This window comes from Nonomuraea sp. NPDC050451 (assembly GCF_044458585.1).
Genome location: NZ_JBITHZ010000051.1, coordinates 53,812 through 78,811, shown reverse-complemented (window position 1 = coordinate 78,811; position 25,000 = coordinate 53,812). Strand labels below are relative to the sequence as shown.

Genomic DNA, 25,000 nt, shown 5'->3' with positions numbered 1-25,000 from the left:
GACAACCCCCGCGAGCAGCAACCGGCCAACATCCGCCGCATCTACGGCCCCGAGCGGGAAGCGCTCGGGGCCGTCGAGATCGAACTCCTCCAGCCTGCCACCTCGTGACCAACCACCACGTCACCGAGCCGCACCCAGAACGAGTCAGCCCGTGGCGTTGGATGCGCTGGTGGAGCCGGTTGCTCGGGGTCATAGATCGTGAAGGATCGTGTCGGTCGGGTCGCCGAAGAGCGGGCCTGGAGCGGCGAGCAGCTGGTCGACGGCCTCGGTACGGGTGGCGGCGCGGTGCACGACCACGCGCCCGTCGGGGTTGAGGACTTGCCAGCGGCGCCCGGAGCGCGGCCCGCGACATGCTGCCCAACCCGGAACACTCGATCGCCTCGATCGCCAAGCTCCTCAATGTCAGCCCGGGCACGCTCCACAACCACATCCCCGACCTGCGCCAGCTCCGCGAAGGCGTCCGGGTCCGCGAGCTCAGCCGTTGGCGGAGGAACTCGCATCCGAGCGACGGGTTACCTGAGCGCCGACAGGTTGGCCCGCACCACCTTCGTCGTAGGGTGATCCACGCCCAGCACCCGCTCCTGGTCGGCGAGCGTGACCTCATACAGGGGGATGGCCCGGCCTAGATCTCCTGCCGCCTGGTAGGCGTGGGCGAGGTTGCTGCGGGAGGCCAGGGTGCCGGGGTGGTCGCTGCCCAGCACGCGCTCCCGATCGGCGAGCGTGGCCTCCAGCAGGGGGATGGCCCGGCCCAGATCCCCTACTGACCAGTAGGCGGAGGCGAGGTTGCTGCGGCAGGACAGGGTGTAGGGGTGATCGGTGCCCAGCACGTGTTTGTATGCGATGCAGGCCCGCTCGAAGGAGTCAATCGCGTGTCTGCTGGCACCCTGCTTGTTGACGAGGAGCCCGCTCTGGTTGAGCAGGTGGGCGGTGACCAGCGTGTCGGCGTCCGGAGGTATGTGGTCGGTCACGGCGGTGATGTGGGGCAGCAACGTGCGCCAGCCCGGACTGGAGCGCGGCGGCAGAGTCGGCGTTGATCCACCACCAGATTGAGACAGGCGGCCTGGGCACGGGCGTAGCGGGCGGCCAGCGTGGACTTGCCGATGCCGCCCAGCCCGTGCACCGCAGCCAGCACCACCTCGCTGACCGGCCGCAGCACGGCATCCGGCAGCACCATCTGGTTGACCGTCTGGGTGATGGTCTGATCACCGGCCGCCTGATACACCCGGCCCTGCTCGGATGCCGTACCTTCCATCCGGATCTGTGGCTGCCCGACCGTGGCGTCGTCCGGCGAGGCGCCCATCACTCGTTGATGGTCTGATCACGGCCGGCCTGATAGACGCGGCCCTGCCCGGATGCCTCCGCCCGCATGTGCACGTTGATCGCGCCATCGCCGGTCGAGGTAATGCCGCCGGTGTCACCCCCGATCGCAAGCGAGTCCGGCTCTGATGCCGGCACATGCGGCTCGTGTTGCTTAGGCGAGGTGACCAGCCCGTACGCCGCCGTTCCCAGCCCGGCCAGAGCCACGAACGCGCCGATCACACTGGCCAGCTTGTCAGCATCATCCAAGCCGACTCGCCGGAAGTAGACGCCCAACCCCGCCATGGCCGCCACCATGGCGACCACCCCAGCCCATATCAGTACGCGTCTGCGCATAGCGGCCATCATCGACCCCCGCCACAAGATCACACAATGCGATGTCGAGATAGCGCGCCAGAAGCGTCATTCGCCCCATGACACCCATCCCAATATCCACCGTTTTCGGGACTACCATGCTCGGCATGTCTGATCGCGCACTGAGCTTCGGAGTGATGGCGGAAGCCTACGAACGGTTCCGCCCGGGGTATCCCACGGAGCTCTTCGACATGGTGATGGCGTACGCGGCCCAGCCGGTCAGGACCGCCCTGGAGATCGGCGCTGGGACAGGCAAGGCCACCCGCCTGTTCGCTGAACGAGGGATCGCCGTAACGGCGACCGAGCCCGATGGGGCCATGCTCACCGAGATGCGTAGACACGTGCCGGCGAACGTCAGAACCGTGCAAGCCGCGTTCGAGGACCTGCGGCAGGGAGAGAGGTACGACTTGGTCTACGCGGCTGCGGCGTTGCACTGGACGAACCCGGAAGGTCGGTGGTCACGGGTGGCTTCGCTGATCGAGCCAGGCGGCGCGTTCGCCTCATTCGGCGGCCCGATCGAACTGGCCGACCCAGCTGTGGAACAGGCGGTCCGCACGGTGCGATCACCGTTCCTGGAAAGTGATGGCGTTCCCTCTCCGGACGGGACGCCTCCGGAGGCGGAGATGCAGTGGCCAGGCACGGAGCTTCAACGGTCCGAGTGGTTCACCGATGTCCAGCAGGCCGTGATCGAACGACGCTTGACGCTGACTGCTCACGACTACATCGGTCATCTCTCGACCGTCTCGGCTTATCTCGTCTTGCCGGACGCGGAGCGCGAGCAGGTGTTCAGCCAGATCATGAAGGTCCTGCCGGAAACGGTCGAGATCATCGCCGACATCACCGTTCATCTCGCGCGTCGGCGCGATGAGCCTTGACCCGGGCAGAGGACGTCTGAACAGCCCGCACTAAATGACACAGAGCTACCTTGTGTCCGGTCGCGCCGGCCCGAGCGGTCACGTCCACGGACGTGGTGTATGAATCGATCTTCGCGTGATCCTGTTTCTGCGGGTTAAGTCGTAAGTGGTTGGGGGAGGGTGCGTCGCCCGGGATCACGCGGATGCGGGCCTTGGCCAGCACGTCGAGGCCCATGTAGCGGTGGGCTTCGACCCACTCGTCGGTCTGCTCGGCCAGCACGGCACCGATCAGGCGGATGATGGCGGGCCGGTTGGGAAAGATCACGTCGGTGCGGCGGCGGATCTCGACCAGGGTGCCGAGGTCGCCGACCCGGTCGAAGTGCTGCAGTTTGTCGGGGTTGACGATGGAGTGGATCGTCTGGATCTGCCCGTCGGCGATGTCCAACCCCATCACCCCGACCAGCAGGTCTCAGACGTCGAGCACCAGGGCGCCCGGCTGCCCGTTGACCTCGGTGAGCTGGAACCGGACGCCATCGGCACGCGCCGGGCCGGATCCGCGAGCACCGGCGAACGTCCTCATGGCGGCAGATCACGTACGCGGTCGCGCCGAACGGCGTCTTCACCGGTAGCACACCCTCGCTGTGGCGAGCCCGGGCCAGTTCCTCGACCGGGTTGAAGCCCGGTCCGCCGCATGTGCAGCGGCAATTCCAGCGCTTTCGTCATCATCTGTCCCTTCGTCCGGTGATCGTGTGGGACCGTCAGGCGCGGGTCTTGGCCAACAGGCCGATGATCTCGGCGGTGGAGCCGCTCTCGCCGAGGAGCGGGAAGATCCGTTCCATGCTGTGGCGATGCGTCTCCGCATCCCGATCGGCGATGGCGTCCGCCACCAGCGTGACGTTGTAGCCGTGCTCGTAGGCGGCGCGGGCGGTGGACTCCACGCCGATGCTGGTGGCGATCCCGGCCAGCACAAGCTGTGTCACGCCGCGGCGGCGCAGCCGCAGGTCAAGGTCGGTGCCGTAGAAGGCGCTCCAGGTGCGCTTGGTCACGATGATGTCGCCGGGGTGGCCGGTCAGATCATCGACGATGTCGTCCCAGCCCGCCGGCAGAGGGCCAGGCGGGCGCGGGATCTCGGTGCGTCCTGGCGCAGCATCTGATCCGTCCGCCCTGGCCGTGAGCCGGACCAGGACAACCGGGGCACCGTGGTGGTGAAAGGCATCTGCCAGTTCGACCGCACGGGCCACCACCTCAGAGCCGGCGTAGGGGGTGGTGGGGAGGCCGACGACGAGGTTCTGCAGGTCGATGAGGACGAGTGCGGTCGTTGTGTCGATCGTGGTGACGGGCATGAGTGAGCCCCTTTCTGAGGATGTCGTCCGAAGAGGCAGCCACTGAGTCTCCGAGGGTGAGGCTCGGGGGAGCCCTTGTTCTCGGAGCCCCGGGTGGTGGAGTTCCGAGAACAAGGGCAAGGTCGGCTCAGGGCTGGGTGTCGAGCCACTCCTGGAAGGTGGGTCCGGCGAGCTTGGCGTGCGGGCTGGGCAGGAACCCGCCCGCGGCGGCGATCTCGGCATCGGGCATGCCGGAGCCGTCGACGCCGACGACCTTGATGCCCCGGCGGGCGCCGAGGAGCTGGGCCGCCTCGGCCATGGTCTCCTTGCGGGGTCCGGCGATCTCGGGGATCGGTGTTCCGGGAGCGGGCTGGACGGGTGCGTCGGGGTCGGTGACCAGGTCGACCATTTCCTCGGCCACGGTGCGGCAGGCTACGAGCTGGGTGGGCAAGGCCGGGATGTAGGCGATGTCGCCCTGCTGCCAGTCCAGGAGCTGACCGACGAACTCGTGGAACTGCGCGGCCCGCAGAATGCGGACGGGGATCGGGCCGGACAGGAGGAGTTCCTCGTGCACCTTCTTGGCGGCGAGGAAACCGGCGGTGGCCTTGTCGGCGCCGATGATGGACGCCATGGCGATCTGGGCGACCCCTGCCTTCCGGCCGGCCTCGTGCAGATTGCGTGCCGACGTACGGAAGAACTCCGTCGCGGCGTCCTGGTCGGAGGAGTGCCAGGAGGCGACGTCGATGATGACCTCGATCCCGGTGAGGGCCTCGGCAAGGCCCTCACCGGTGATGATGTCCACGCCGGTGGCGCGGGACATCGGCACGACCTGGTGTCCCCGCTCGGTCAGGACGTCAACGACGTGGCTGCCCAGCCGTCCGGTCGCTCCGGCCACTGCGATCTTGCTCATGTCGATGCCTTCCTAGTCGGTGTAGTTCTGGCCGGGGGGCATGCCGGGGATCGGCTTGGCGATGAGAGCGGCGGGGGTGAAGAAACCGATGTGGGCGATCGCCATGATGAGCGACCACATCGCCTGGTCGTCGTAGTGCGCGGACGCCTTGGCGTACAGCTGATCGGGGACGCGCTCCCCTGCCGGGTTCGGGGTGAGGACCGCCTCCACCAGCTCCAGCGCGACCCGTTCGGCGTCGGTGAAGTAGGTGGCGTCGTGCCAGGTGGCCACGGCGGTGATGCGCTCCTCTGATTCCCCGATCCTGCGGAGGTTGCCGGTTTCCCTGATGGTGAAGTACGTGCTGCCGAGGAGCTGTCCGGCGCGCAGCTGCAGCAGGTGGATGGTGGTCTGCGGAATCGCGCCGTTCTGGAGGGCTTTGTGCAGACCTTTGCTGACTTCGGCCATCTCGGGGAGGAAGGGGAGGGGGTTGGGCATGCGCGACCGCTGGTCGGTCGTCGTGGGCGTGGACATGGGGAAGACTTCCCTTCTCACTCTCAACTCGTCGTAGTGCCGTACGGATCGTTCGCGCGGCGTCCTGACGACCACGAGACGACGGCGCCCCGATCCCTGTAACAGCGCGGCCATGTGACATAGGCCACCTACCGGGGGTGTTACAAAGCGGTGGGAACCCACGTCTTGTGCGTGTGGCAGTGCTGAGAACGAACAGGCAGGAGCGGGGCATGACCGAGCGGAGCGAACGAAGTGCGGACCCAGCCGAGCCGCTCGATCGTGCCCACCACATCGACTCCGTGGACTCCGCCACCCAGGCGTTCGTCGCCCACCGCAACCTGCTGTTCACCGTCGCCTACGAGATGCTCGGCTCGGCCGCCGACGCCGAAGACGTCCTGCAGGAGACCTGGCTGCGATGGGTGGAGGTCGATCTCGGCACCGTGCGGGAGGAGCGCGCCTACCTGGTGCGGATCGTCACACGGCAGGCGCTGGACCGGCTACGCGTGCTCGGCCGGCGCAAGGAGTCCTACGTCGGGCCGTGGCTGCCCGAGCCGTTGCTCACCGCGCCCGACGTGGCCGAGGACGTCGAGCTCGCCGAAAGCGTCTCGATGGCGATGCTGTTGGTGCTGGAGACGCTGCAGCCGACCGAGCGGGCAGTGTTCGTGCTGCGCGAGGTGTTCGATCTGGACTACGACGAGATCGCCGAAGCCGTCGACAAGAGCCCGAACGCGGTACGCCAGATCGCCTACCGGGCGCGGGCACATGTCGCCGCCCGCCGACCCCGCGGCATCGCCTCCCCGGCCGAGACCCAAGCCGCGCTCCAGGCCTTCCAGCGGGCGGTCGAAACCGGGGAGTTGCAGAGCTTGCTGGACGTCCTCGCGCCGGATGTCGTCGCGCTGAGCGACGGCGGCGGAGTCAGGCACGCCCTGCTGCGGCCCGTCGTGGGGATCGACAACGTGGCTCGCCTGCTGGCCGTCGGCTGGTGGAAACGCGACGCAGAACGGTCGGTCGAGCTGGTTCAGATCAATGGCGGCCCCGGGCTGCTCGTACGGGTCGACGGGGAGATCGACGGAGTGGTGGCGGTGCGCGTGGAGAACGGCTACGTCACCGGCGCCTACCACGTGCGTAATCCGGAGAAGCTGTCGCGCGTGGAGCGGGAGACCGCCGTGACCCGCTGAGCTTAGTGAGACCGGCAGCGCGGGCACATGGCGGCGGCAAGACCCGAGGAGCGACAACGGCAACGTAAGAGTGGCGCGATACGCCTCGAACCTCACGACACGATTGGCCAAACTCCCATTGCCTGTACTTCTCCTATGCCGTCGCGCTCCAGGTCGTTGCCCCATGGCGCACAGGGCAGACCGACAAGCGTCGCGTTCAGTGGGAAGGGTGAGCGGCGGCCATGACCCCGTGCACGGCTTGGGTGATGCGGTCGGCGGCCTGGTCGGGGTCGGGCTGGCCGGCATCCAGCCAGGCGATGACGGCTTCGATGGTCAGGGTGGGGATCAGGTTCGCGGCCCAGCCCAGCCAGGGGCCTTCGGGGATGCGCGTGGCGAGGTTGCGGTGGGCGATCTCGCGGGAGGCGGCGGTGATGGAGTCGATGAGGTCGCGGAAGTCGGGTTCGCGGGCGGCGTAGTGGAACAGCAGCCGGAATCCGTCGGGATCGGCTGCGGCGGCCCGAATCATCGCGGGCAGGGTGTTCTCGTCGAAGTCGTCGACGCCGGTGGCCTCGGCTAGCCGTACGCACGCGCGGTCCAGGACTGCCCGGTACAGATCGGCCTTGGAGTCGAAGTGCCGATACAGCATCGCCCGGGTCAGCCCGGCTTCGGTGGCGACGTCGTCCAGGCCGGTGGCGGCATATCCGGCGCGGGCGAAGGCGCGGGTGGCCGCATCCAGGATCTGCTCGCGCCGTTCGGCGCGGCGCAGCCGCCGTACCGGCGCCTGCGGGGCCGGGGCGGTCTCTGCCTGGTCGCTGTCCGCGTCGGGGTTGCTCATCCGCACTCCTCCACTTGTGGAACTCGAAGTATACAAGTAGCTTTTTATACATTTGAGTATACAAACTTTCGTCTACCTCGTGGAGGAGTCGTGTCCGAGCCCGTCCAGCTGCCGTTCGAGCAGCCCAGCCCCCTGCAGCCGCCGCCGCTGGTACGCCGGCTGCAGGCCCAGGGACCCATTCACGCCATCCGCACCGCCGTAGGCGACCCCGCCTGGCTCGTGACCGAGTACGCGCAGGTACGCGCCCTGCTGGACGACGACCGGCTCGGCCGCGCCCACGCCGAGCCCGAGCGCGCCTCCCGCACGGGGGAGTCGGCGCTGTTCGGCAGCCCTCTTGGCGGCTTCGACACCGAGCAGGCCGACCACCGGCGGATGCGCTCGCTGCTGCAGCCGCACTTCTCACCCAAGCGGATACGCGCGCTGCGTGGCCGCGTGGAGACGCTCACCACGCAGCTGCTGGACGAGATGGCCGCCGCCGGACCGCCCGCCGACCTGCACGCCGCGCTCGCCCTGCCGCTGCCGATCGCGGTCATCTGCGAGCTGCTCGGCGTCCCGTACGCCGACCGCGAGCAGTTCCGCGCCTGGACCCAGGACGCCGCCGACACCACCGACCGCAGCCGCTCCGAGCAGGGGCTGACCGAGCTGTTCCGCTACGGGCAAAAACTCGTGGCCCGCAAACGCGCCGACGACGATGCGGACGCCGACGTGATCTCACGGCTGGCCGCCACCGATGGGGTGAGCGACGACGAGGCCGCCGCGATGGGCATGTTCCTGCTGTTCGCCGGACACGAGACCACGGTCACCGCGATCGGCACGGGCGCGATGTGGCTGCTCGCCAACCCGGACCAGTGGCAAGCCCTGGTGGACGATCCGTCCAGGGTCGACGCCGCGGTGGAGGAGATCCTGCGCGCTCCCCGTCTGGGCGGCGGCGGGATCCCCCGCTACGCCCGCACCGACCTGGACATCGCCGGCGTGCACGTCCGGGCCGGGGATCTGGTGCTGCTGGACACCGGCGCCGCCAACCACGACCCGGCCCTCTTCGCCGACCCCGACCGGTTCGACCTCCACCGGCCCGCCGTGCCGCACCTGTCGTTCGGGTACGGCGCCCGCTACTGCGTCGGCGCGCCGCTGGCCCGCATCGAGCTGCAGGTGGTCTTCTCCCAGCTCGCAGCCCGCTTCCCCACCCTCAAGCTGGGCTGCCCGGTGGAGGAGCTGACCTTCGACAAGCGCACGCTGACCGGCGGGCTGACCGCTCTGCCGGTGACCTGGTGACCGCCGTGACCGCCGTGACCGCCGTGAGCACCGTGAAGACGAGCAGACGGCGGCCGCTCTTCGGCCGGATGTATCCCAAGATGGCCGCCGCCTGCCTCACGTGCCCAAGCCGTCGTCGGGAAGCCCATGCGGCGGAGGAGTGCAGGGATGCGCATCGATCCAGACGCCGGCTTGTTCCAGGAGAGGTTCGTCAGCTGTCCGGAACACGAAGTTGACACCCACTGGTTCGGTCCGCAGCTCAAGTCGTTCGAGCGAGTCATTCCGTTCGGCATGCCAACGACAGTGGGCCGATGTCCCAGGGCGAGCCTAGGGTCTCGACGAGGTCGTTCAGCGATGCGCCGCAACGTAAGGGGCCAAGCTCGCCTGTTGCGCCGAAGAGAGCCGGAGCGGCAAGCGCTTTCATGCGCTGGAGAATAGTCGGCCATTCGTGAGGTGCTACGGGTTCCCTCCAGTGGAGGGGAGCGCTTGCAGTGCTGCCGGCGCGGAGCGAGCCCGCGTCGGCTGGCTGGCTGCTGCCGACGGGGTTATCGTCCTTGGCCATGACTGAGTCCGCCTACCTGCATGCCACCCAAGTGGCCTACGACACCGTCGCTGTCGACTACGCCGAGCTTCTCCGGGACGAACTCGATACCAAGCCGCTTGATCGCGCCATGCTGGCGGCGTTCGCCGAATATGCGCAGGCGCCGGACGCCGGGGAGGTCGCCGACCTCGGCTGCGGTCCAGGCCGCGTCACCGCCCATCTGCGGGCTCTCGGGGTGAACGCTTTCGGCATCGACCTGTCGCCGAAGATGATCGCGGTCGCGCGCCGGAGCTATCCGGATCTGCGGTTCGAGGAGGGGTCGATGACCGCTTTGGACCTGGCGGACGAGGCTGTGGGTGGTGCCGTCGCGTGGTACTCGACCGTCCACACCCCGCCGGAGGTGTTGCCGACGGTGTTCGCCGAGGTTCATCGGGTGCTGGCCCCGGGCGGCCGTTTCCTGATCGCGTTCAAGGTCGGTGATGAGCGTCGCCACCTGCCCAGGGGCTACGGCCACGAGATCTCGCTCGATGTCTACTGGATGCCCCCGGAGCACATCGCCGAACTGCTGGGCGATGCCGGGCTTGTCGTGGACGCCCAACTGATCCGCGAGCCTGATGAGAGCGAGAGGCCGCGCTCAGGCAGGCAAGCCTTCTTCCTGGCCCACAAGCCCCGCGAGTCGTAGCGGAAGCTGACCCGGCCGAACGCGTTCGCCGGCTCTGCCATCGTGTGAGCATGGAACCCACCCCACCGGATCGAGGCCCCGGACGCGTCATCATCCTCACCGGGGCCTCCAGTTCCGGGAAATCGACCCTGGCCAAGGCGCTGCGGCGCTCACTCGATGAGCCGTTTCTGTATGTCTCTTCCGACCAATTCGTGGCGAGCGGCATGCTCCCGGAGCGGCGTGACCACGAGGGTCCCTTCTCGTGGTGGCCCGAGATGCGGCCGCGCTTCTTCAAAGGCTTTCACCGATGCCTGCCCGCCCTGGCGGGAGCGGGCAACGACCTGATCGTGGAGCACATCATCGAATTCCCGACCTGGCGCGAAGAGCTGTCACAGCTGTTGGCGGATTTCGACGTGTTCCTTGTCGGGGTGCACTGCGACCTAGCGGAGATCGACCGGAGAGAACGCGAGCGCGGGGACCGACGCATCGGGGAGGGACGGGGGCACGTCGAGGTCGACGGCATCCACACGTTCGGTGCGTACGACTACGAAGTGGACACCAGTCAGGGCGTCTCGGCCGCACTTGCGGAGTCGGTGGTGACCGCCTGGCGGTCGAGGGGCACGCGGCGCGTGCTGACCTCGGGAGGGTACGCGCCTCACGAGATGGCCTGAGACAGTGCGTTGCCCCCCTCCGGCGTCACCGGTTCGGTCAGGAAGACGGGCGCCTGGGCCATGAACCTCGGCTCGTCGCCCCGATGTTCGTCGGCGGCGTGGACGGTGAGGGGGTGGACCAGGTAGATGTCGCCCGGCCGGCCCGTCGCATAGGCGAGCGGGCGGTGCGAACTGGCCGCGTCCACCACCGGACCGGCCTCGAACGGGTCCAGCACGCGCCCCGCCAACGCCGCGGCCGCGTCCCGGTGTGAACCGACCCGGATGCGGGTCGGCGCGTCGTCGGGGCCGACATCCGACAACAGGATCAGCAGCAGCAACGTCTCCGGATGCCCGCCGCACAGATAGCGGCCGTCCGGCTGGGCGATGCTGGCGTCGACGTGCCAGCCTCTGTCGTCGGCGGGCGGGAGGTGCGGGAATCGGATCGGCACATTGCCGAGCGAACCACGCGGCACCCAGCCACCGGCCCCGCAGAGCTCGTCGAGTGCCTCGGCGAGCCGGGGGCTCCGGATGAGCTCCCCGAGCGCGCCCTCACCCGTGAGGTCCGCGGCCCACACCACCGGTTCCTTCCAGGTGGCCGGTTCCTGCGGTGACAGGCCGGTCTGCCGCCACAGCAACGCCCGGGCGGCGTCGCCGACCTCGCGCGGGGACGCCTCCTCCAGCTTCACGAACCCGTCGGCGACAAAGCGGTCAATGTCAACTGCACTCATTCCTGGGACGCTAACAGCCGTGTCCATCCATTTTTCGAGCACTCAACTGTCGTGTCCGGTCCGCGATCAGCCGGGGCTGCTCGGCCTGGAGGAAGTGCCCCGAGGCAGGTCGCCCTGCTGGCCGCGGGCGGGTTTCTCGAAGTGGACGGCGAGCAGCGGGTACGCGGTGCTCGCCGAGATGCTCACCGACCTGCTCACGGTGCTGCGGGACCAGGTCGCCAACACTCCCGCGCCGTACCTGCTCAGCGCGATCCTGTTCCCCGCCGAGCAACCGCCCCCGGACGCGGCCAGCCGCTGAGGCGGGTGGCCGATCGGCCTACTTCCCAGGGGGGAGACCATCGGCTGATATCAGGGTTTCCGTGGGTGCCTCCTCCGATGCCGTACTGCCCCGCCATGGCTGATCTTGATGTGGCGGAGGCCGAGAGGCGGGCTCCGGGAGGAGGGCAAGGTGAACGGGAAGAAGTGCGTCGGCGTGGCCGTCGCGGCGGGTCTGATCACGGCGGTGGCGGCGGTGCCCGCCGGGGCCGCCGTCGGAACGGCGGGCCCTCGTGATCGGGCGGATCTGCAGACGATGCTGGACAGGATCGTCGATGCCGGCGCGGTCGGGGTGATCGCCGAGGTACGCGACGGGAACAGGACCTGGCGCGGCACCAGCGGCCGGGCGAGGATGAACAAGGCCCAGGCGGCTCCCGTGGAGGGGCGGTTCCGGGTGGGCAGCGTGACCAAGTCGTTCACGGCGACCGTGGTGCTGCAACTCGTGAACGAGGGCAAGCTGGAGCTGTCCGACAGCGTGGAGCAGTGGTTACCCGGGCTCGTGGACAAGGGGGCCGACACCACGATCAGGCATCTGCTCCAGCACACCAGCGGCCTGCCCGAGTACACGACGGACATGTTCGACAAGGCAGGCATCCCCAAGGAGCGCTACCGCTCCTGGACGGCGAAGGAGCTGGTGGGCAGGGCGGGGAAACTCCCGCGCGAATTCCCGCCCGGAGCCAGGTACGGCTACTCCAACACCAACTACATCGTGCTCGGCATGCTGATCGAGCGCGTCACCGGCAGGCCGTACGCGACGGAGATCAGGAAGCGGATCCTGCGGCCCCTCGGCATGGGGCACACCCGCCTGCCGGGTGCCTCGCCGGAGGTGCCCGGGCCGCACGCCCACGCGTATGTGCCGGTCACCAAGGGGGGCAAGGCCGTCCCGGTCGATGTCACCCGGTTCAATCCCACGATCGCCGGTGCGGCCGGTGAGATCATCTCCACGACGGAGGACCTCAACCGGTTCTACCGTGCCCTGTTCCAGGGCAGGCTGCTCCCTTCCGCCCTGCTGAAGGAGATGGAGGACCCCGGCAGGACGAAGAGGACGTACGGGCTGGGGCTGGAGATGGCGCCACTGCCGTGCGGCACCGCGTTGGGGCACGGCGGGGGTGCCCCGGGCTACCTCACGGTGGTGTTCAGCTCGGCCGACGGGTCGCGGCAGGTGGCTCTGTCGATCACCTCGTACTCGGGCGATCCAGAGAAGGCGGCCGTGGCCCTGCTGACCTCCACGCTGTGCCCATAACGCGAACAATCTGGGCGGGACTGAGGTCATGCCTCCAGCCGGCACGGTGTCTCCGCGTCGATGGCCTTTCGCGCCAGGTCTCCCGCCAGGTCCCCGGCGTCGGCGACCGCGCGGGCCACGGTGACGATGAGCTCACCCAGGCGATGGTCGATGCCCGGAGCTCCCACCAGAGCGACCGCGAGGGCGCGGGCCAGGGCCACATTGAGTGCCCGCAGGAGATCGGGCACCCGTCGCAGGTCCTCCGATCGGGCGTCGTCGAGCGCGCGGTCCACGGCCTGCCGGAATTCGTACGCGCGATCGGCGGCGAATGTAACCGTGAGGCTCCCGGCGAGGACCTCGGTATCGACGAGCCTGCGCGCGATCTCGCGCAGCCGAAGGTGGTCCGAGGAGATCGGCGTCTTCGCCGGGAGGGCGGCGGAAACGGAGACCGGGGCGGCGGTGGTGCTGACGTAGGTGAGCAGGTCGGCGTGGGCCAGGGAGAGAAGGTGATCGAGATCGTCGTCGCTGAGCGGGGCGTCGTGCGTACTCACTCGGGCACCTGCTCTCGCCGGTGGCCGGCCAGCTCTCGCTTCAGCATCGTGCGGGCCTCCTCGCGGATCGCGGCGGACTCATGCTCGGACATCCCCAGCGCGGCGGCGGCATAGGAATCGGGCAGGCCGCACACCGAGAATGCCATGATCAATCGATGTTCGAACGGCAGTTTCCGGATCGCGGACATTACGTGGGCGGTAAGCCCCATGAGACCCGCCAGCTCATCGTCCGGTGGATCCGGCTCGAGTTCGCCGGCGAGCGGGACCAGCGCCTGGCGGTGAGGATGCCTACCCGGCATGCGTAACCATGCGCTGACGGCCTCTTGGCGCACCCAGCGCGACTGGTCCGCGATCCTCTCCCAGGAGCTCGGCTCCCGCAGCAGTAGCTTCAGCCCCTTGTCGATGGCCTCCTGAGCGGCGGCCTTGCCTTCCTCCATGGTGGCGCCCAGCCATATCAGAAAGCAGACCACTGGGTAGTACTCGCGGCCAGCGAAACCGACATAGTGGGCATTCAGGGCTTGCGTTCGTTTATATGTAGCCGTCGGCGTATCGCCATGAGGTTCCTGCGGCCCGACATTCGTCACGCGTCCGACTCCTTTCGAGAATAAGGAGATTGGCGGAGTACGGGACAAGATCGGAAGTGGGCATTCGGGAGGGCGGTGGGGGCGCAGTGGCATGCGGTGTCAGCGGTTTACCACTGAGGCCTACGATTCTCCACCGCCATCCCCTGTTACCAAGTGACGGGGAGCGTGTGCACGCCGTAGATGGTCATGTCCGTGCACATGGGCACCTCCTCCGGCGGCACCGGCAGCCGCAGGGTGGGGAAGCGCTCGAACAGCGCCCGGTACGCGATGTGCATCTCGAGCCTGGCGAGCTGCTGACCCAGACATTGGTGGATGCCGTGGCCGAAGGCCAGGTGGCCGGTCGGCGAGGGGCGGGTGACGTCGAGGGTCTCGGGATCAGGGAACCGTTCGGGGTCGCGGTTGGCGGCCGGGATCGACAACGTCACCACCTGGCCCTTCCTGATGGTCCGGCCGGCGATCTCGACGTCTTCCGACGCGGCCCGCATCGGCCCCAGGTGGGCGACCGACAGGTAGCGCAGCCGCTCCTCGACCGCGCCCTCCATCAGGGCCGGGTTCCCGCGCAGCGCGGTTAGCTGGTCGGGGTTCTCCAGGAGGACGTACGCGCCCAGGCCGAGCATGGCCGCCGTGGTCTCGTGACCGGCCACCAGGAGCAGCAGGCCGACCCCGGCGATCTCCTCCAGCGTCAGCTCGCCGCCGGTGACGAGGCCGGAGAGCAGGTCGTTCGCCGGGTGCGCCTGTTTCGTCCCCGCCAGCTCGTACAGGCAGCCGAACAGTGAGGCCGCCGCGCCGGCGACCTCCTCCTTGGTCGATCCGTCTCGCAGGGCCGTGGCGGAGTCGTGCTGGAAGCGTTCTCGATCGGCGTACGGCACGCCGAGCAGCTCGCAGATCACCAGGGAGGGAACGGGCAGGGCGAACTCGCGTACCAGGTCGGCGGGCGCGCCGACGCCTTCCATGGCGTCGAGCACCTCGGTGGTGATCTGGTCGATCCGCGGTTCCAGGGCCTTCAGTCCGCGCACGGTGAACTGGGCGGTGAGCCGGCGGCGGAAGCGGGTGTGGTCGGGCGGGTCCAGCTGCATGAAGAAGCCGGGCGGCTGGACGAAGCTCGCCGGATCGATCCCCTCCCAGGCGACGGGCCAGCGCAGGTTCTCCAGGCGGCTGCTGAACCGGGGGTCGGCCAGCACTGCCCGGGCCGCCGCGTAGCCGGTCACCAGCCAGCCGTCGTGGCCGTCCGGGTAGCGCATGGGCTGGATGGGCGCCTCCTCGCGCCAACGGCGCAGGGGCAGCGGTCCTGAGGTCAGCCCTCGCCGACGGTGGCGAGCAGCGCGCGGATCTTGGGGCGCAGGTCGGGCAGCTCGCCCGGATCACTGAGCAGGTGGTCGAGGAGCAGGCCGTCGCCGTACGCGATGAGATCGCGGGCCCACAGGTCCGCGTCGGGCACGCCGGAGTCGACCAGCAGGCGGGTGATCAGGGCCCGCACGCGGGCGCCGCCGGCCAGGAGCGCCTCGCGCAGCTCGGGTCGCCTCGTGGCCTCCAGGGACAGCTCGTAGCGGGCGAGCTGGCGGTCGCGGCTGGTGGTGAGCCACTGCCCGAGCAGCCAGGCCGCGGCCTCGACCAGGCCGTGGTGTCCGATCATGGGGCCGGTCATGGACGACTCCGCCCGCTCCTGCAACGCGGCCAGGTCTGCGGCGGTGTGGTCGGCGAGCCGCTCGACCGTCGCCTGGAGCAGCGCCTGCCGGGTCCTGAAGTAGTAGGAGGTCGAGCCTTCCGGCAGGTCGGCCGCCCGGTCGACGGCTCGATGGGTCAAGCCGCGCATGCCTTCCGCGGCGAGGAGCCCGATCACCGCGTCGGCGATCTCCTGTCGTCTCGACACGGGCCGAGTCTAGTGACGGCCCGCCGGGTGGCGGGCCGCTGGTTCACCGTACGGGGACGCCGAGTTCGCGGCCCTGGTAGAAGCCTTCCCGCTCGTCGAGGACGTAAGGGCTCATGATCTCGCGGCGCCGGTTCTCGGCCTCGGAGCTCCGCCAGGAGTCGCACGCCTCCTTGGAGTCCCAGAACGATACCCCGGTGATCTCCTGCCCGTCCTCGGACCAGTACGCGTACGCGTGGCGCAGGCCCTCCGGGTACGGGTCCGGGCGCCATGCCCGTTCGAACTCCTCCAACGCTCCCGGCCTGATGCGGCGCGTCGTCACCCAGACGAAGTGCTCTCTCATCGCAGCCTCCTCTGTGGCTTTCATTCCACCATAGGCGCCCGGGGCGGCGATATAAGGGAAAATATCATCGTAAAAGGCTGCGGTTTCCATACCGTGGCATGGGGTTTGCTTGACGATCGCGTGCAACTGACGTCATGCTTGATCCAAGCGATGACACGACGCCCAGATTTGAGGCCCGCAGAGGTGCGGGCCTCAAATCTTTTCACAGATCAGTGGCGATGATTTTCTCGATGTTCCGCTCGGCGAGAGCCGTGATGGTGACGAACGGGTTGACGCTGGTGTTGCCCGGGATCAGCGCCCCGTCGATGACGTACAGGCCGGGATAGGCAGTCAGGCGCCCGTAATTGTCGGTTGCCTTGTTGAGGACGGCGCCCCCGAGCGGGTGGTACGTCAGATGGTCGCCCCAGATCTTGTAGATGCCGAACAAATCGGTACGATAAATCGTCCCTTCCTTCGAGTTGATTTTGTCGAAAATCGTCTTCGCCATGTCGATGGACGGCTGTTTCCAGGCCGTCTGCCAGTTCAGGTCCACCTTTCCCGTCGCGGCGTTCCAGGTGAACTGGGCCCGGTTCGGGTTCTTGGTGATGGAGAGATAGAACGACGCGAAGGTCTCGATCCCGGTGGGCAGCGGGGCGATTTCCGCGAAGGCGCCGCCCGCGGCCCAGTTGTCGATGCCGCAGCACGGGATGGACGACTGGAGGGATCCGGTCGGGTCCCAGAGGTGGTTGGCGCGGCCGCACATGACGTTGCCGTTGTCGCCCCAGCCCTTGCCGATCTCGCCGTTCAGGTTGGGCAGCGCGCCGGTGGCCTTCAGCTTGACCAGTAACTTGCTGGTGCCCACGCTGCCGGCCGCGAAGAACACCCGGTCCGCGGTCACGGTCTTGGTGGCCGTGGTGTCGCCGTTGGTGTTCAGCTGCTCGATGGTCACGGTGTACGCGCCGCCGGACGCGGGGGTGACCGAGGTCACCCGGTGCAAGGGGGAGACGGTGACCCTGCCGGTGGCGGCGGCCCGGGCGAGGTACGTCTTCTGCAGGGATTTCTTGCCGTAGTTGTTGCCGTAGAGGATCTCGCCGGCCAGGGCCGACTTGGTGACCGTGCCGGCGGCCTCCTGCTCCATGTAGTCCCAGTCGTAGACGTCCGGTACGAAGGTGAACGGGAAGCCGGAGCGCTGGGCGTGCTTGCGGCCCACGCGGGCGTACTGGTAGCAGTCGGTGGAGTCGAACCAGGCGGGGTCCACCGTGCCGACGCCGAGGCCGGCGTTCGCGCGGGGGTAGAAGGTGTCGTACATCTCGGCGGGGTTCACCGAGGGGAGGACGGCGGCGAAGTTCTCGCGCTTGGGGGTGACGGCCATGCCGCCGTTCACCAGCGAGCCGCCGCCGACGCCGCGGCCCTGGTAGACCGTGATGCCGCTGAACTCCTCGGCGTCCAGCACGCCGGTGTAGCGGGTGATGTCCCGGTCGATGGGGAAGCCGAGGAAGTAGTTGAGCGGGGCTTTCGTCCGGGTGCGGAGCCAGTAGGAGCGGTTGTCCGGCTGGAGCGTGTTGCAGAAGATCTTGCCGTCGGAGCCGGGGGTGTCCCAGGCCATGCCCATCTCGATCATGTGCACGTCGACGCCCGCCTGGGCCAGGCGCAGGGCGGCCACGGAGCCGCCGTACCCGGTGCCGATGACCAGGGCCGGCACGCGGGCCCCGTCAGCGATCGGACCGGCAGCGGCGGCGGCCGGGCCGGCGAGGGCCGCCGCGCCCAGGAGGGACCCGGTTCCGATGAGGAAGCCACGGCGGGAGATGTCGGGGGTCGGGGACTTTCCGGTGCTGCGCATGCGGTCCCTCACTTCGTGGTTCTCATCTTCGGGGGGTTGGCGATGAGCCGCCGGTCAGCGTGCATGCGGTGTCGAGGCCCAGTACGTGGTTGAGGCGGCCGAACGCCAGCCACGAGCCGAGGCACATGCTCAGCTCCACGATCTCGAGCTGGCTGTAGTGCGCCGTCATCCGGGCCCAGAACTCCTCGTCCAGGCCGTGGTGGTCCAGGGCGTACCGCTCGGCGTACTCGGCCGCCAGGCGGGTGCGGTCGTCGAACGCGTCGGTCGTGCGCCACTCCGTGACCGCGTCGGCGAACGTGTCCTCGACCTTCTGCCCGTCCCGCTCCGTACGCCAGTCGAGGCAGAAGGCGCACCCGTTGATCTGCGCGATCCGCAGCCGCGCGGCCTCGAACTCGCGCAGTCCGAGGGTCGTGTGGGTGTACACCGACATCGAGAACTTCGAGGCGGCGATCCCGATGCCGGGGACCATCTCGCCCCACACGTACGCGATCGGGTCCTGGCCTGCGGGAATGTCGATGTTCACGGTCGTTTTCCTCCGAGTTTGCCGGGTCGCAGCGGGACGTCGAGCGCGTCGTACAGGCCGGGTCCGGCGTCCGCGAGCCAGTCGATGGCGCCCACCAGCCGGGCGACCGCGGTGGCGTTCCCTCCGGCGGACAGGTTGCCGCCCTCGTCCGTGGCCTCGACCGTGACCTCGATGCGCGGCCGGCCTTCGATGATCACTCGGTGCGCGCCCACGCCGTTCGGAGGCGTCGGCCAGTCGGGCGCGCAGGACGGGTGGATGCGGGTGACGTGCTCGACGACGATGCGCGGCTCGCCCTCGACGATGCCCTGCACCTCGAACCGCACCGCGCCCTGCGTCCCCGCCTCGAACTCGCCCACCGTGGCGTCGAGCGCGCGCCGGTCCCGGGTCTCGCGGATCTCGTCGAGCTCGACGCCGAGCGCCCTGGCCATCAGGCGTACCTGGCCGCCCCACACCATGGTCGGGACGGTCGGCGCGATCATCGGCGGCTCGTAGTCCATCGGCTGGCCCATGCCGACCAGGTACCGGACGGAGTCGGGCTGGTCGTACGTGGAGTAGTCGAAGATCTCCTGGCAGCGGATCGCGTCGATGGTGGAGCCGAGCCCGCTGATCAGCAACGGCAGCACGTCGTTGCCCCAGCCGGGGTCGATCCCCGACACGAACAGGGAGCCGCCGCCCTCGCCGATGGCGGCCAGCACCGGCTCGCGCAGCTCTGGCGGGGCGTTGCGCTGGTCGTAGAGCGCGTAGAGGGAGGGGGTGACGACGACGGCTCCGGCTCGGATCGCCCTCGTCACGTCGGCGAGGGCCTCCTGGGGACGGAGGTCGCCGGAGGCCGCGTAGACCACCGCGCGCGGGCTTGCGCCGAGCACCCCGTCGACGTCGTCGGTGGCGGCGACCCCGAGCTCGTGGCCGAGCCCGGCGAGATCGCCGGCGTCCTTGCCGACCTTGTCCGGATCGTGGACGAGTACGGCTGTGAGCTTCAGCCCCGGATGGGCCTCGACCGCACGGATGGCCGCGCGGCCGACGTTGCCCGTGCCCCAGACAACCGTGGACATCATGGGCGGAGCGTAGCAAGCGCTTGGTTAGTCGTACAGGGGTCAGCCTCTTACGGCGCACAGCAGGCGGTTGTTCCCCCGCTGCCAGAGCGTGCCGACCTCCGTGAAGCCGGCCTCCTGGAGCGCCTCGACGTGATGCGACAGCAGGTGCGACTCCGAGCCGTGGTGCGAGGCCCCGGCCGTGGTGCGGCGCGCCTCGTTGAGCTCGGCGAAGGCGGGGTCCGCCTCGACCGCGTCCCACCAGGCCCGCCAGTCCTCCGGCGGGTTCGCGCCGAACGCCCGCTGTGTCTCCCTGTCGTGGACGGCGCGCTCAAGGCGGGCGAGGGCGGGGGTGGCGTCGTCGGTGTCCATGTGGTCGCCGTTGAGCAGCAGCCCGCCGGGCCGCAGCACGCTCGCCACCTCGCCGTACATGCCCTTGAGGTCGGCGGCGGAGATCCAGTGCAGCGCCGTCGTGCTGATCGCGGCGTCGGCGGGTCCGTCCAGCCCGAGCAGTTCCGTCCACCCGCCGGTACGCAGGTCCGCCGAGACGAACGTCAGCTGCGGGTACGCGGCCCGCCCGAGCCCGAGCAGCAGCGGGTCGGCGTCAACCGAGATCACCTTCGCCTTGGGCAGCCGGTCGAGCAGCCGGGCCGACAGGGATCCGGGGCCGCAGCCCAGGTCGATCACCACCGGGTCCGGCCGGTCCAGCGCCTCCATGGCGTCGATCAGGGCGGTGAAGCGCTCCTCGCGGTCGGGAAGGTAGCCCTCCTGCTGCCGGTCCCAGCGCGCGATCCACTCCAATGCGGCATCGTGGGTGAGCATGTACGTCTCCTTGTGACTGTCGTTTAAGCTTTGGACAGTTACAAGCTAGAACATGAAGGTGTAACCGGTCAATTGGATTACAACAGTCACACGGATGGCGTGGTCAGGACCACGGTGGCGCTCGTCAACGCGCTGACCCCCGGTGAGCAGCGGGGACGCGCTTATCCGGCGCCGGGCCGCGCCGGGGCCGCCGCCACCGAGAGCCTGCGTACGGTCTATTCGGATCACCGAGAGGTCACCGACGCGGAGGGCGCCGAGCTGGCGGAGGTGGCCGCCCGCCTGCGGACGGTCTTCACCGCCGTGGCCGCCGGCGACATCGACGCCGCGGCCACCGAGGTCAACGCGCTGCTGGTGGAGAGCCACGCCAGGCCGATGCTGGAGCGGCACGACGGCGAGCCCTGGCACCTGCACTTCCACGGCCCGGGCGGCACATTGGCGGGCGAGTGGGCGGCGAGCTGCGCCACCGGGCTCGCGATCGTGCTGGGCAGCGAGTTCGGCGACCGCCTCGGGGTCTGCACGGCGCCGCACTGCGACCGGGTCTACGTGGACGTCTCGCGCAACGGCACCCGGAGGTTCTGCTCCACGGCCTGCCAGAACCGCGTCAAGACGGCCGCCTTCCGCGCCAGGAGCCGGGCCGACTGACGGGGCTAGAGGGTCCTGATCGGGGCGCCGGCGAGGAAGGCGTCGATGTCCTCGACGGCCTCGCGGAAGTACGTGCCGTAGTTGAGCTCCGTCACGTATCCCAGGTGCGGCGTGGCAAGCACGTTGGGCAGCGTGCGGAACGCGTGACCGGCGGGCAGCGGCTCCATCTCGAACACGTCCAGCCCCGCTCCCGCGATGCGCCCCGCCCGCAGGGCCGCCACCAGCGCCTCCTGGTCGACGATCGCCGCCCGCGACGTGTTGACCAGGTAGGAGGTCGGCCGCATCAGCGACAGCTCCCGCTCCCCGATCAGCCCCCGCGTGCGGTCGCTCAGCACCAGATGGACGGAGACGACGTCGGACTCGGACAGCAGCGCGTCCTTCCCGGGGGCGAGCCGCACGCCGAGGGCGTCCGTGCGCTCCTCGGTCAGGTGCCGGCTCCACGCCACGACGTCCATGCCGAACGCCCGGCCGATCGTCGCCATCCGGGACCCGATCTTGCCGAGCCCCAGCAGCCCGAGCGTGCGGCCATGGAGGTCCGTGCCGACGGTGCTCTGCCAGGGTCCGTCCGCGCGCAGGGCCGTCGCCTCCGGGACCAGGTGGCGGGCGAGGCCGAGGATCAGCGCCCAGGTCAGCTCCACCGGCGCGGTCGAGCCGCTGGCCGTGCCGCAGACCGTGACGCCGCGCGCCCGCGCGGCGGCCAGGTCGACGGACGCGTTGCGCATGCCCGAGGTGATGAGCAGCCGCAGGTTGGGCAGCCGGTCGAACACTTCGGCGGGGAACGGCGTGCGCTCCCGCATGATTACCACGATCTCGTGGTCGTGGAGGGCGGCGACGAGGTCGTCCTGGGTGGTGAAGTGGTCGCGGAAGCTGGTCACCCGCACCCTCGACCAGTCGGCCAGGCCGAGAGCCACTCCCTGGTAGTCGTCAAGCACGGCGCAGCGCAGCATGGCCAGCAATCTTACGGAGGATCCGATCCCCCTGCTCCAGCTCCCCGGATGCGGCCGGGGAGCTGGAGCCCGTTTCACTGGGCAGCCAGCGTGCTCATGGCCTCACTTCGTGAGGCGGGCTCGGTCGCCCTGGATGCCGCCGCCTTCCTCCGCTCTGGTCGCTGCGCTCCCGCCGCTCCTCCAGGCGGCGGCGCTCCCTCGCTCTGCCTCTTCGTGCAACGCCAGGATCAGGATCAGCTCCAGCTGGAGCTCCTCCAGATCGGGCGCCGTGAGTCCGTCTAGGACGCGCATGTCGGGCCTCCCTGACCATAAGACGCCCCACATGTCACAAGGGTTCACATTTTATGTCTCGCTTCTGAACCGTTCCCACGCGGATTGCCGCGTCATGCCGAGCGAGGCGCCGATGCGTTCCCAGCTGACGTCCCTGCCGCGAAGGTGTGCCACCCAGTCGCGCAGGTTGTCGTCCACTTGTGCCTGCACGGCGGCGATTTTCGGAAGATGCTCGAGTATTTGCTCCACTGTCATGGACTCCCACATCGGGAGGCGGGGCTCGGTAGAGGTGGCGAGGCGCTCCTGCGCGAGGATTTCATTGCACAGATCGACGCATTGGTCACAAATGTGCACACCGGGACCGGCAATCATCTTGTGCACCTCCGCGCTCTTCTTGTGGCAGAAAGAGCAGCGGAGCTTGTCCTTCCAGTCGTCAGGCATGCCCTGACGCTAACACCGTCAGGCCGCACCTGACAACCCCATCTGCTCCTGCAGGATGGCCTGACGCTCCTCGGCGATCTTGCGGCAGATCGTCACGTACGCGTTCAGCACCTTGCCGTACAGCCCGCGCGCCTGTTCCAGCTGGGCGCGCAACTCCAGGACGCGGTCGGTGTCGCCGCGTTGTTCGGCCTCCGCCAGCAAGGTCCGTGCCTCGTCCACGATCTCCTCGGCCCGCAACCTCGTACGGCGGAGCACGGCGGAGCACTGATGCAGCTCTTCCAAGCGAGCCGCGGAGACGATGAACTCAGCAGAGTGCACGGGCGAGTCGTCCGACGCCCGCCTGCGGAGATCCGATGCCATTTCCCGCCACCTCCCGGTCAAGGTTGCCTAACTGTAGACGCGCAAGGCCCACGAGAGGATCACTGGGCAAGGCCCGGGGTTGGCTGAATGATCCTGGCGGAGAGGTTTCTATTCCTCGGTAGGAAAACCTCATCCCTGAAACTCATTCGGTCGAGGATAAATGTGGTACTGCCAGGGCCTATTAGTGGAATGCCGTATATCTCCGTTGGCTGCAAAAGCAGGGGGTGAAGACATACGATCGGCCCTCGCTGGGCCGGGGCTCGTCACATACTGAAGCCAGACGGCAGCGCAACGTGACTCTCTGAAGTGGTGGCGGTGGTGGCGATGTCTGCAACGGGGAACGGTGACGACGCGGTCGATGTCAGCGTCGTCATCCCCGCACACAACTGCCGGGCCTACCTCGACAGATGTCTCACCTCCGTGCTCGTGCAGCGCGTCAAGAAGGAGATCGTCGTCGTCGACGACGGCTCCACGGACGGCAGCGCCGAGCTCCTCGACCTCTACGCCGCCTATCACAAGGCCAGCGTCAAGGTCGTCCACATCGACAGCAGCGGCGGCGCGGGCCGGCCGCGCAACGTCGGCATCGAGCACGCCTCGGGCCGGTATGTGTTCTTCTGCGACGCCGACGACTATCTCGGCCCCGAGGCGCTGGAGCGCATGGTCGCCATGGCCGACAGGAACGGCTCCGACATCGTCCTCGGCAAGATCGTGGGCCACGGCAGGCGGGCGCCGGTGTCGATGTTCCAGCAGAGCGCCGACCGGGTGACCATCGGCGACGGCAACGTCTACAACAGCCTGTGCTGCTTCAAGCTGTTCAGGAGGGAACTGCTCGAACGCCACCGCATCAGGTTCGGCGAGGGCATGCTCGTGGGCGAGGACATCCTCTTCACCGTGCACGCCTACTGCCACGCCGGGGCCGTCTCCGTGGTGGCCGACTACGACTGCTATCACCTGGTGTCCAGACCCGACGGCACCAGCATTATGCAGCAGCGCGGCAGCAGGGACCCGCTCGCCTGGCTGGCCATGATCAGGGCGCCGATCCGGCTCATGGCCGGGCACGTCGAGCCCGGCCCGCTCCGCGACCACCTGCTGCGCCGGCACTTCAGGCTGGACGTGTTCGCGCAGCTCGGGCAGGTGTTCCTGGAGAGCGACGACGTGCGGCGCAAGGACATCGCGCGGGAGGTGGCAGCCCTGTGCGAGGAGTGGTACACCCCCGGCGTGCACGAGCTGCTCAACAGCGTCGACAGGCAGCGGGTGGCCGCACTCGACGACATCGAGCGCCTCGTGCGCCTGGCCCGCATCGAGAGCGCCGCCGTGCGGCGCAGGCTGACCGGGCTGTCCTGGGACGGCGACAGCCTCGTGGTGACGGGATCGGCCGGGCTCGACGGCATCGGCGGGGACGACGGCCTGGCCCTGGTGCTGCGCGCCCGGCACGACCCGGCCGCCGAGGTGGTCGTCCCGGCCGAGCGCAAGGGGAGCGAGTTCACCGCGCGGGTGGACGTGTCCGCGTTCGGCTCGGGGATCTGGGACCTGCGGGTGGCGGTCGAGGTCGAAGGCGTGGTGCGGCTCGGCAGGCTCGGGGCCGAACGCGACAGCGGCGTCAACCGCCCGCCGCCCCGGCTGATGGGCGCCGTCGTGGCCCTGCCGTACTTCACCAGGGACAACGGCAACCTCAGCATCGACGTCGGCGGCCACGTGGTCGGGGTGCCCGGCTCGGTGCGGCTCATCAGGACGAGGTGGGCGCTGGGGCACCGGCTGATCGTCGACGGCGAGGTCTGCGTCGCGGGCGCCGCCCCCGCGGCCTCGGCGGTCAAGCGGGTCGTCTGGCGCGAGCGGCGCAGCGGCCGCGAGCGGGCCGAGCGCGCCGTGGCGCTGCCCGGCGGCGGTTTCGCGGCCAGGCTGGGGGTGGGCTGGCTGCCGCCCGGCACCTGGGACGCGTACCTGGAGCTGGATCTGGGCGGGCCGCCCGCGCGGTTCAGGATCGAGACCGACGCCGAGACGGTGGCGGCGCCGCGCCGGTGGTGGGGCGCGGCCGTGCTCAGGAGCGTGCGGCCGTACGCGACGTCGGGGAAGGGACGGCTGAGCACCGTGGTGCGGCGGCTCACGGCGAGGATGATCATCCGGAGAATCATGCGCTAATGCCATCCATATGCAGGTGCAAGACGATGTCCTAAAGTAGGACCGTTTGCTCTTG

At 69.0% G+C, this 25,000-nt stretch carries 30 protein-coding genes and 1 pseudogene; 9 read left to right on the top strand and 22 right to left on the bottom strand.

Translation table 11 applies throughout. The annotated features are described in order from the left end of the window. Positions 1-512 precede the first annotated feature (512 nt). From ACIBI9_RS61765 to ACIBI9_RS61755, 3 genes are read right to left on the bottom strand one after another with little or no spacing between them, the layout of a single operon-like run. On the bottom strand, positions 513-968 hold the full coding sequence (locus ACIBI9_RS61765; RefSeq protein ID WP_397237461.1) for a tetratricopeptide repeat protein: 456 nt from the start codon (positions 966-968) through the stop codon (positions 513-515). Next, positions 965-1,303, bottom strand: coding sequence for a hypothetical protein (locus ACIBI9_RS61760; RefSeq protein ID WP_397237459.1), 339 nt, complete (start codon positions 1,301-1,303; stop codon positions 965-967). Before ACIBI9_RS61760 ends, ACIBI9_RS61765 begins: the two co-directional genes overlap by 4 nt. Beyond that, the gene (locus ACIBI9_RS61755; RefSeq protein WP_397237457.1) at positions 1,300-1,614 is read right to left on the bottom strand and encodes a hypothetical protein; all 315 of its coding nucleotides are present in this window, start codon (positions 1,612-1,614) and stop codon (positions 1,300-1,302) included. The genes ACIBI9_RS61760 and ACIBI9_RS61755 overlap by 4 nt, the downstream gene beginning before the upstream one ends. Positions 1,615-1,778: 164 nt before the next feature. Here ACIBI9_RS61755 and ACIBI9_RS61750 point away from each other — a divergent pair, with 164 nt between their 5' ends. Then, positions 1,779-2,546, top strand: coding sequence for a class I SAM-dependent methyltransferase (locus ACIBI9_RS61750; RefSeq protein ID WP_397237455.1), 768 nt, complete (start codon positions 1,779-1,781; stop codon positions 2,544-2,546). A gap of 172 nt (positions 2,547-2,718) precedes the next feature. On the opposite strand, the pseudogene ACIBI9_RS61745 reads toward ACIBI9_RS61750, so the two are convergent. From ACIBI9_RS61745 to ACIBI9_RS61730, 4 genes and pseudogenes are all read right to left on the bottom strand, one after another. After that, positions 2,719-2,871 (bottom strand): annotated as a pseudogene (locus ACIBI9_RS61745) (transposase); the annotation flags it as partial. A gap of 412 nt (positions 2,872-3,283) precedes the next feature. Next, on the bottom strand, positions 3,284-3,868 hold the full coding sequence (locus ACIBI9_RS61740; RefSeq protein ID WP_397237453.1) for an isochorismatase family protein: 585 nt from the start codon (positions 3,866-3,868) through the stop codon (positions 3,284-3,286). A 127-nt stretch (positions 3,869-3,995) separates the two neighbouring features. Further along, complete coding sequence (locus ACIBI9_RS61735) at positions 3,996-4,757, bottom strand: SDR family oxidoreductase (RefSeq protein WP_397237451.1); 762 nt, start codon at positions 4,755-4,757, stop codon at positions 3,996-3,998. A 12-nt stretch (positions 4,758-4,769) separates the two neighbouring features. Continuing rightward, a complete protein-coding gene (locus tag ACIBI9_RS61730; RefSeq protein ID WP_397237449.1) occupies positions 4,770-5,381 on the bottom strand; it encodes a carboxymuconolactone decarboxylase family protein in 612 nt (203 codons plus the stop codon). Positions 5,382-5,476: 95 nt separating this feature from the next. Here ACIBI9_RS61730 and ACIBI9_RS61725 point away from each other — a divergent pair, with 95 nt between their 5' ends. Beyond that, positions 5,477-6,424 carry an RNA polymerase sigma-70 factor gene (locus tag ACIBI9_RS61725; protein WP_397237447.1) on the top strand — a complete coding sequence of 316 codons (948 nt, stop codon included), beginning with the start codon at positions 5,477-5,479 and terminating at the stop codon, positions 6,422-6,424. 196 nt (positions 6,425-6,620) lie between these two features. On the opposite strand, the gene ACIBI9_RS61720 is transcribed toward ACIBI9_RS61725, so the two are convergent. Next, positions 6,621-7,238 (bottom strand): TetR/AcrR family transcriptional regulator, encoded by a 618-nt coding sequence (locus ACIBI9_RS61720; protein WP_397237445.1) that lies wholly within the window; start codon positions 7,236-7,238, stop codon positions 6,621-6,623. 90 nt (positions 7,239-7,328) lie between these two features. Between ACIBI9_RS61720 and ACIBI9_RS61715 the strand changes: the two genes are divergently transcribed. The 3 genes from ACIBI9_RS61715 (at position 7,329) to ACIBI9_RS61705 (ending at position 10,362) form a co-directional block, all read left to right on the top strand. After that, positions 7,329-8,510: a cytochrome P450 gene (locus tag ACIBI9_RS61715; RefSeq protein ID WP_397237443.1), complete on the top strand. Its 1,182-nt coding sequence runs from the start codon at positions 7,329-7,331 to the stop codon at positions 8,508-8,510. A gap of 539 nt (positions 8,511-9,049) precedes the next feature. Then, positions 9,050-9,712 (top strand): class I SAM-dependent DNA methyltransferase, encoded by a 663-nt coding sequence (locus ACIBI9_RS61710; protein WP_397237441.1) that lies wholly within the window; start codon positions 9,050-9,052, stop codon positions 9,710-9,712. Positions 9,713-9,762: 50 nt separating this feature from the next. Further along, positions 9,763-10,362 (top strand): chloramphenicol phosphotransferase CPT family protein, encoded by a 600-nt coding sequence (locus tag ACIBI9_RS61705; protein ID WP_397237439.1) that lies wholly within the window; start codon positions 9,763-9,765, stop codon positions 10,360-10,362. Here ACIBI9_RS61705 and ACIBI9_RS61700 read toward each other — a convergent pair. Next, a complete protein-coding gene (locus ACIBI9_RS61700) occupies positions 10,347-11,069 on the bottom strand; it encodes a phytanoyl-CoA dioxygenase family protein (protein WP_397237437.1) in 723 nt (240 codons plus the stop codon). The two genes, ACIBI9_RS61705 and ACIBI9_RS61700, sit on opposite strands and share 16 nt — an antisense overlap. Before the next feature lie 19 nt (positions 11,070-11,088). Here ACIBI9_RS61700 and ACIBI9_RS61695 point away from each other — a divergent pair, with 19 nt between their 5' ends. Both ACIBI9_RS61695 and ACIBI9_RS61690 read left to right on the top strand, forming a co-directional pair. Further along, the gene (locus ACIBI9_RS61695) at positions 11,089-11,367 is read left to right on the top strand and encodes a hypothetical protein (RefSeq protein WP_397237435.1); all 279 of its coding nucleotides are present in this window, start codon (positions 11,089-11,091) and stop codon (positions 11,365-11,367) included. A gap of 150 nt (positions 11,368-11,517) precedes the next feature. Beyond that, on the top strand, positions 11,518-12,627 hold the full coding sequence (locus tag ACIBI9_RS61690) for a serine hydrolase domain-containing protein (RefSeq protein WP_397237434.1): 1,110 nt from the start codon (positions 11,518-11,520) through the stop codon (positions 12,625-12,627). A 26-nt stretch (positions 12,628-12,653) separates the two neighbouring features. Here the strand turns inward: ACIBI9_RS61690 and ACIBI9_RS61685 are convergent, their stop codons facing one another. The 9 genes from ACIBI9_RS61685 to ACIBI9_RS61645 all read right to left on the bottom strand — a co-directional run bounded on the left by ACIBI9_RS61685 (position 12,654) and on the right by ACIBI9_RS61645 (position 20,146). Continuing rightward, positions 12,654-13,157, bottom strand: a complete 504-nt coding sequence (locus ACIBI9_RS61685; protein WP_397237432.1) for a hypothetical protein — start codon at positions 13,155-13,157, stop codon at positions 12,654-12,656. Continuing rightward, entirely contained in the window at positions 13,154-13,741 is a 588-nt protein-coding gene (locus tag ACIBI9_RS61680; RefSeq protein WP_397237430.1) for a hypothetical protein, read from the bottom strand. Before ACIBI9_RS61680 ends, ACIBI9_RS61685 begins: the two co-directional genes overlap by 4 nt. A gap of 146 nt (positions 13,742-13,887) precedes the next feature. Further along, complete coding sequence (locus tag ACIBI9_RS61675) at positions 13,888-14,982, bottom strand: cytochrome P450 (protein ID WP_397237428.1); 1,095 nt, start codon at positions 14,980-14,982, stop codon at positions 13,888-13,890. Between the two features lie 53 nt (positions 14,983-15,035). After that, positions 15,036-15,611 carry a TetR/AcrR family transcriptional regulator gene (locus ACIBI9_RS61670; protein WP_397237426.1) on the bottom strand — a complete coding sequence of 192 codons (576 nt, stop codon included), beginning with the start codon at positions 15,609-15,611 and terminating at the stop codon, positions 15,036-15,038. Between the two features lie 43 nt (positions 15,612-15,654). Beyond that, positions 15,655-15,951 (bottom strand): hypothetical protein, encoded by a 297-nt coding sequence (locus ACIBI9_RS61665; RefSeq protein ID WP_397237424.1) that lies wholly within the window; start codon positions 15,949-15,951, stop codon positions 15,655-15,657. Between the two features lie 202 nt (positions 15,952-16,153). After that, the gene (locus ACIBI9_RS61660; RefSeq protein WP_397237422.1) at positions 16,154-17,770 is read right to left on the bottom strand and encodes a GMC oxidoreductase; all 1,617 of its coding nucleotides are present in this window, start codon (positions 17,768-17,770) and stop codon (positions 16,154-16,156) included. Between the two features lie 22 nt (positions 17,771-17,792). After that, on the bottom strand, positions 17,793-18,293 hold the full coding sequence (locus tag ACIBI9_RS61655) for a carboxymuconolactone decarboxylase family protein (protein ID WP_397237420.1): 501 nt from the start codon (positions 18,291-18,293) through the stop codon (positions 17,793-17,795). Continuing rightward, positions 18,290-19,348, bottom strand: a complete 1,059-nt coding sequence (locus ACIBI9_RS61650; protein WP_397237418.1) for a dihydrodipicolinate reductase — start codon at positions 19,346-19,348, stop codon at positions 18,290-18,292. Before ACIBI9_RS61650 ends, ACIBI9_RS61655 begins: the two co-directional genes overlap by 4 nt. A 39-nt stretch (positions 19,349-19,387) precedes the next feature. Further along, complete coding sequence (locus tag ACIBI9_RS61645; protein WP_397237416.1) at positions 19,388-20,146, bottom strand: class I SAM-dependent methyltransferase; 759 nt, start codon at positions 20,144-20,146, stop codon at positions 19,388-19,390. A 72-nt stretch (positions 20,147-20,218) separates the two neighbouring features. Here ACIBI9_RS61645 and ACIBI9_RS61640 point away from each other — a divergent pair, with 72 nt between their 5' ends. Then, a complete protein-coding gene (locus tag ACIBI9_RS61640) occupies positions 20,219-20,788 on the top strand; it encodes a CGNR zinc finger domain-containing protein (protein ID WP_397237414.1) in 570 nt (189 codons plus the stop codon). Between the two features lie 5 nt (positions 20,789-20,793). Here ACIBI9_RS61640 and ACIBI9_RS61635 read toward each other — a convergent pair whose 3' ends face one another. From ACIBI9_RS61635 to ACIBI9_RS61620, 4 genes are all read right to left on the bottom strand, one after another. Continuing rightward, complete coding sequence (locus ACIBI9_RS61635) at positions 20,794-21,735, bottom strand: D-2-hydroxyacid dehydrogenase family protein (protein WP_397237412.1); 942 nt, start codon at positions 21,733-21,735, stop codon at positions 20,794-20,796. Between the two features lie 102 nt (positions 21,736-21,837). Continuing rightward, positions 21,838-22,026 carry a hypothetical protein gene (locus ACIBI9_RS61630; protein ID WP_397237410.1) on the bottom strand — a complete coding sequence of 63 codons (189 nt, stop codon included), beginning with the start codon at positions 22,024-22,026 and terminating at the stop codon, positions 21,838-21,840. Positions 22,027-22,077: 51 nt separating this feature from the next. Continuing rightward, the gene (locus ACIBI9_RS61625; protein ID WP_397237408.1) at positions 22,078-22,446 is read right to left on the bottom strand and encodes a ClpX C4-type zinc finger protein; all 369 of its coding nucleotides are present in this window, start codon (positions 22,444-22,446) and stop codon (positions 22,078-22,080) included. A gap of 18 nt (positions 22,447-22,464) precedes the next feature. Further along, positions 22,465-22,806, bottom strand: coding sequence for a hypothetical protein (locus tag ACIBI9_RS61620; protein WP_397237406.1), 342 nt, complete (start codon positions 22,804-22,806; stop codon positions 22,465-22,467). A 324-nt stretch (positions 22,807-23,130) separates the two neighbouring features. Here ACIBI9_RS61620 and ACIBI9_RS61615 point away from each other — a divergent pair, with 324 nt between their 5' ends. Further along, complete coding sequence (locus ACIBI9_RS61615) at positions 23,131-24,945, top strand: glycosyltransferase family 2 protein (RefSeq protein ID WP_397237404.1); 1,815 nt, start codon at positions 23,131-23,133, stop codon at positions 24,943-24,945. Positions 24,946-25,000: the final 55 nt, after the last annotated feature.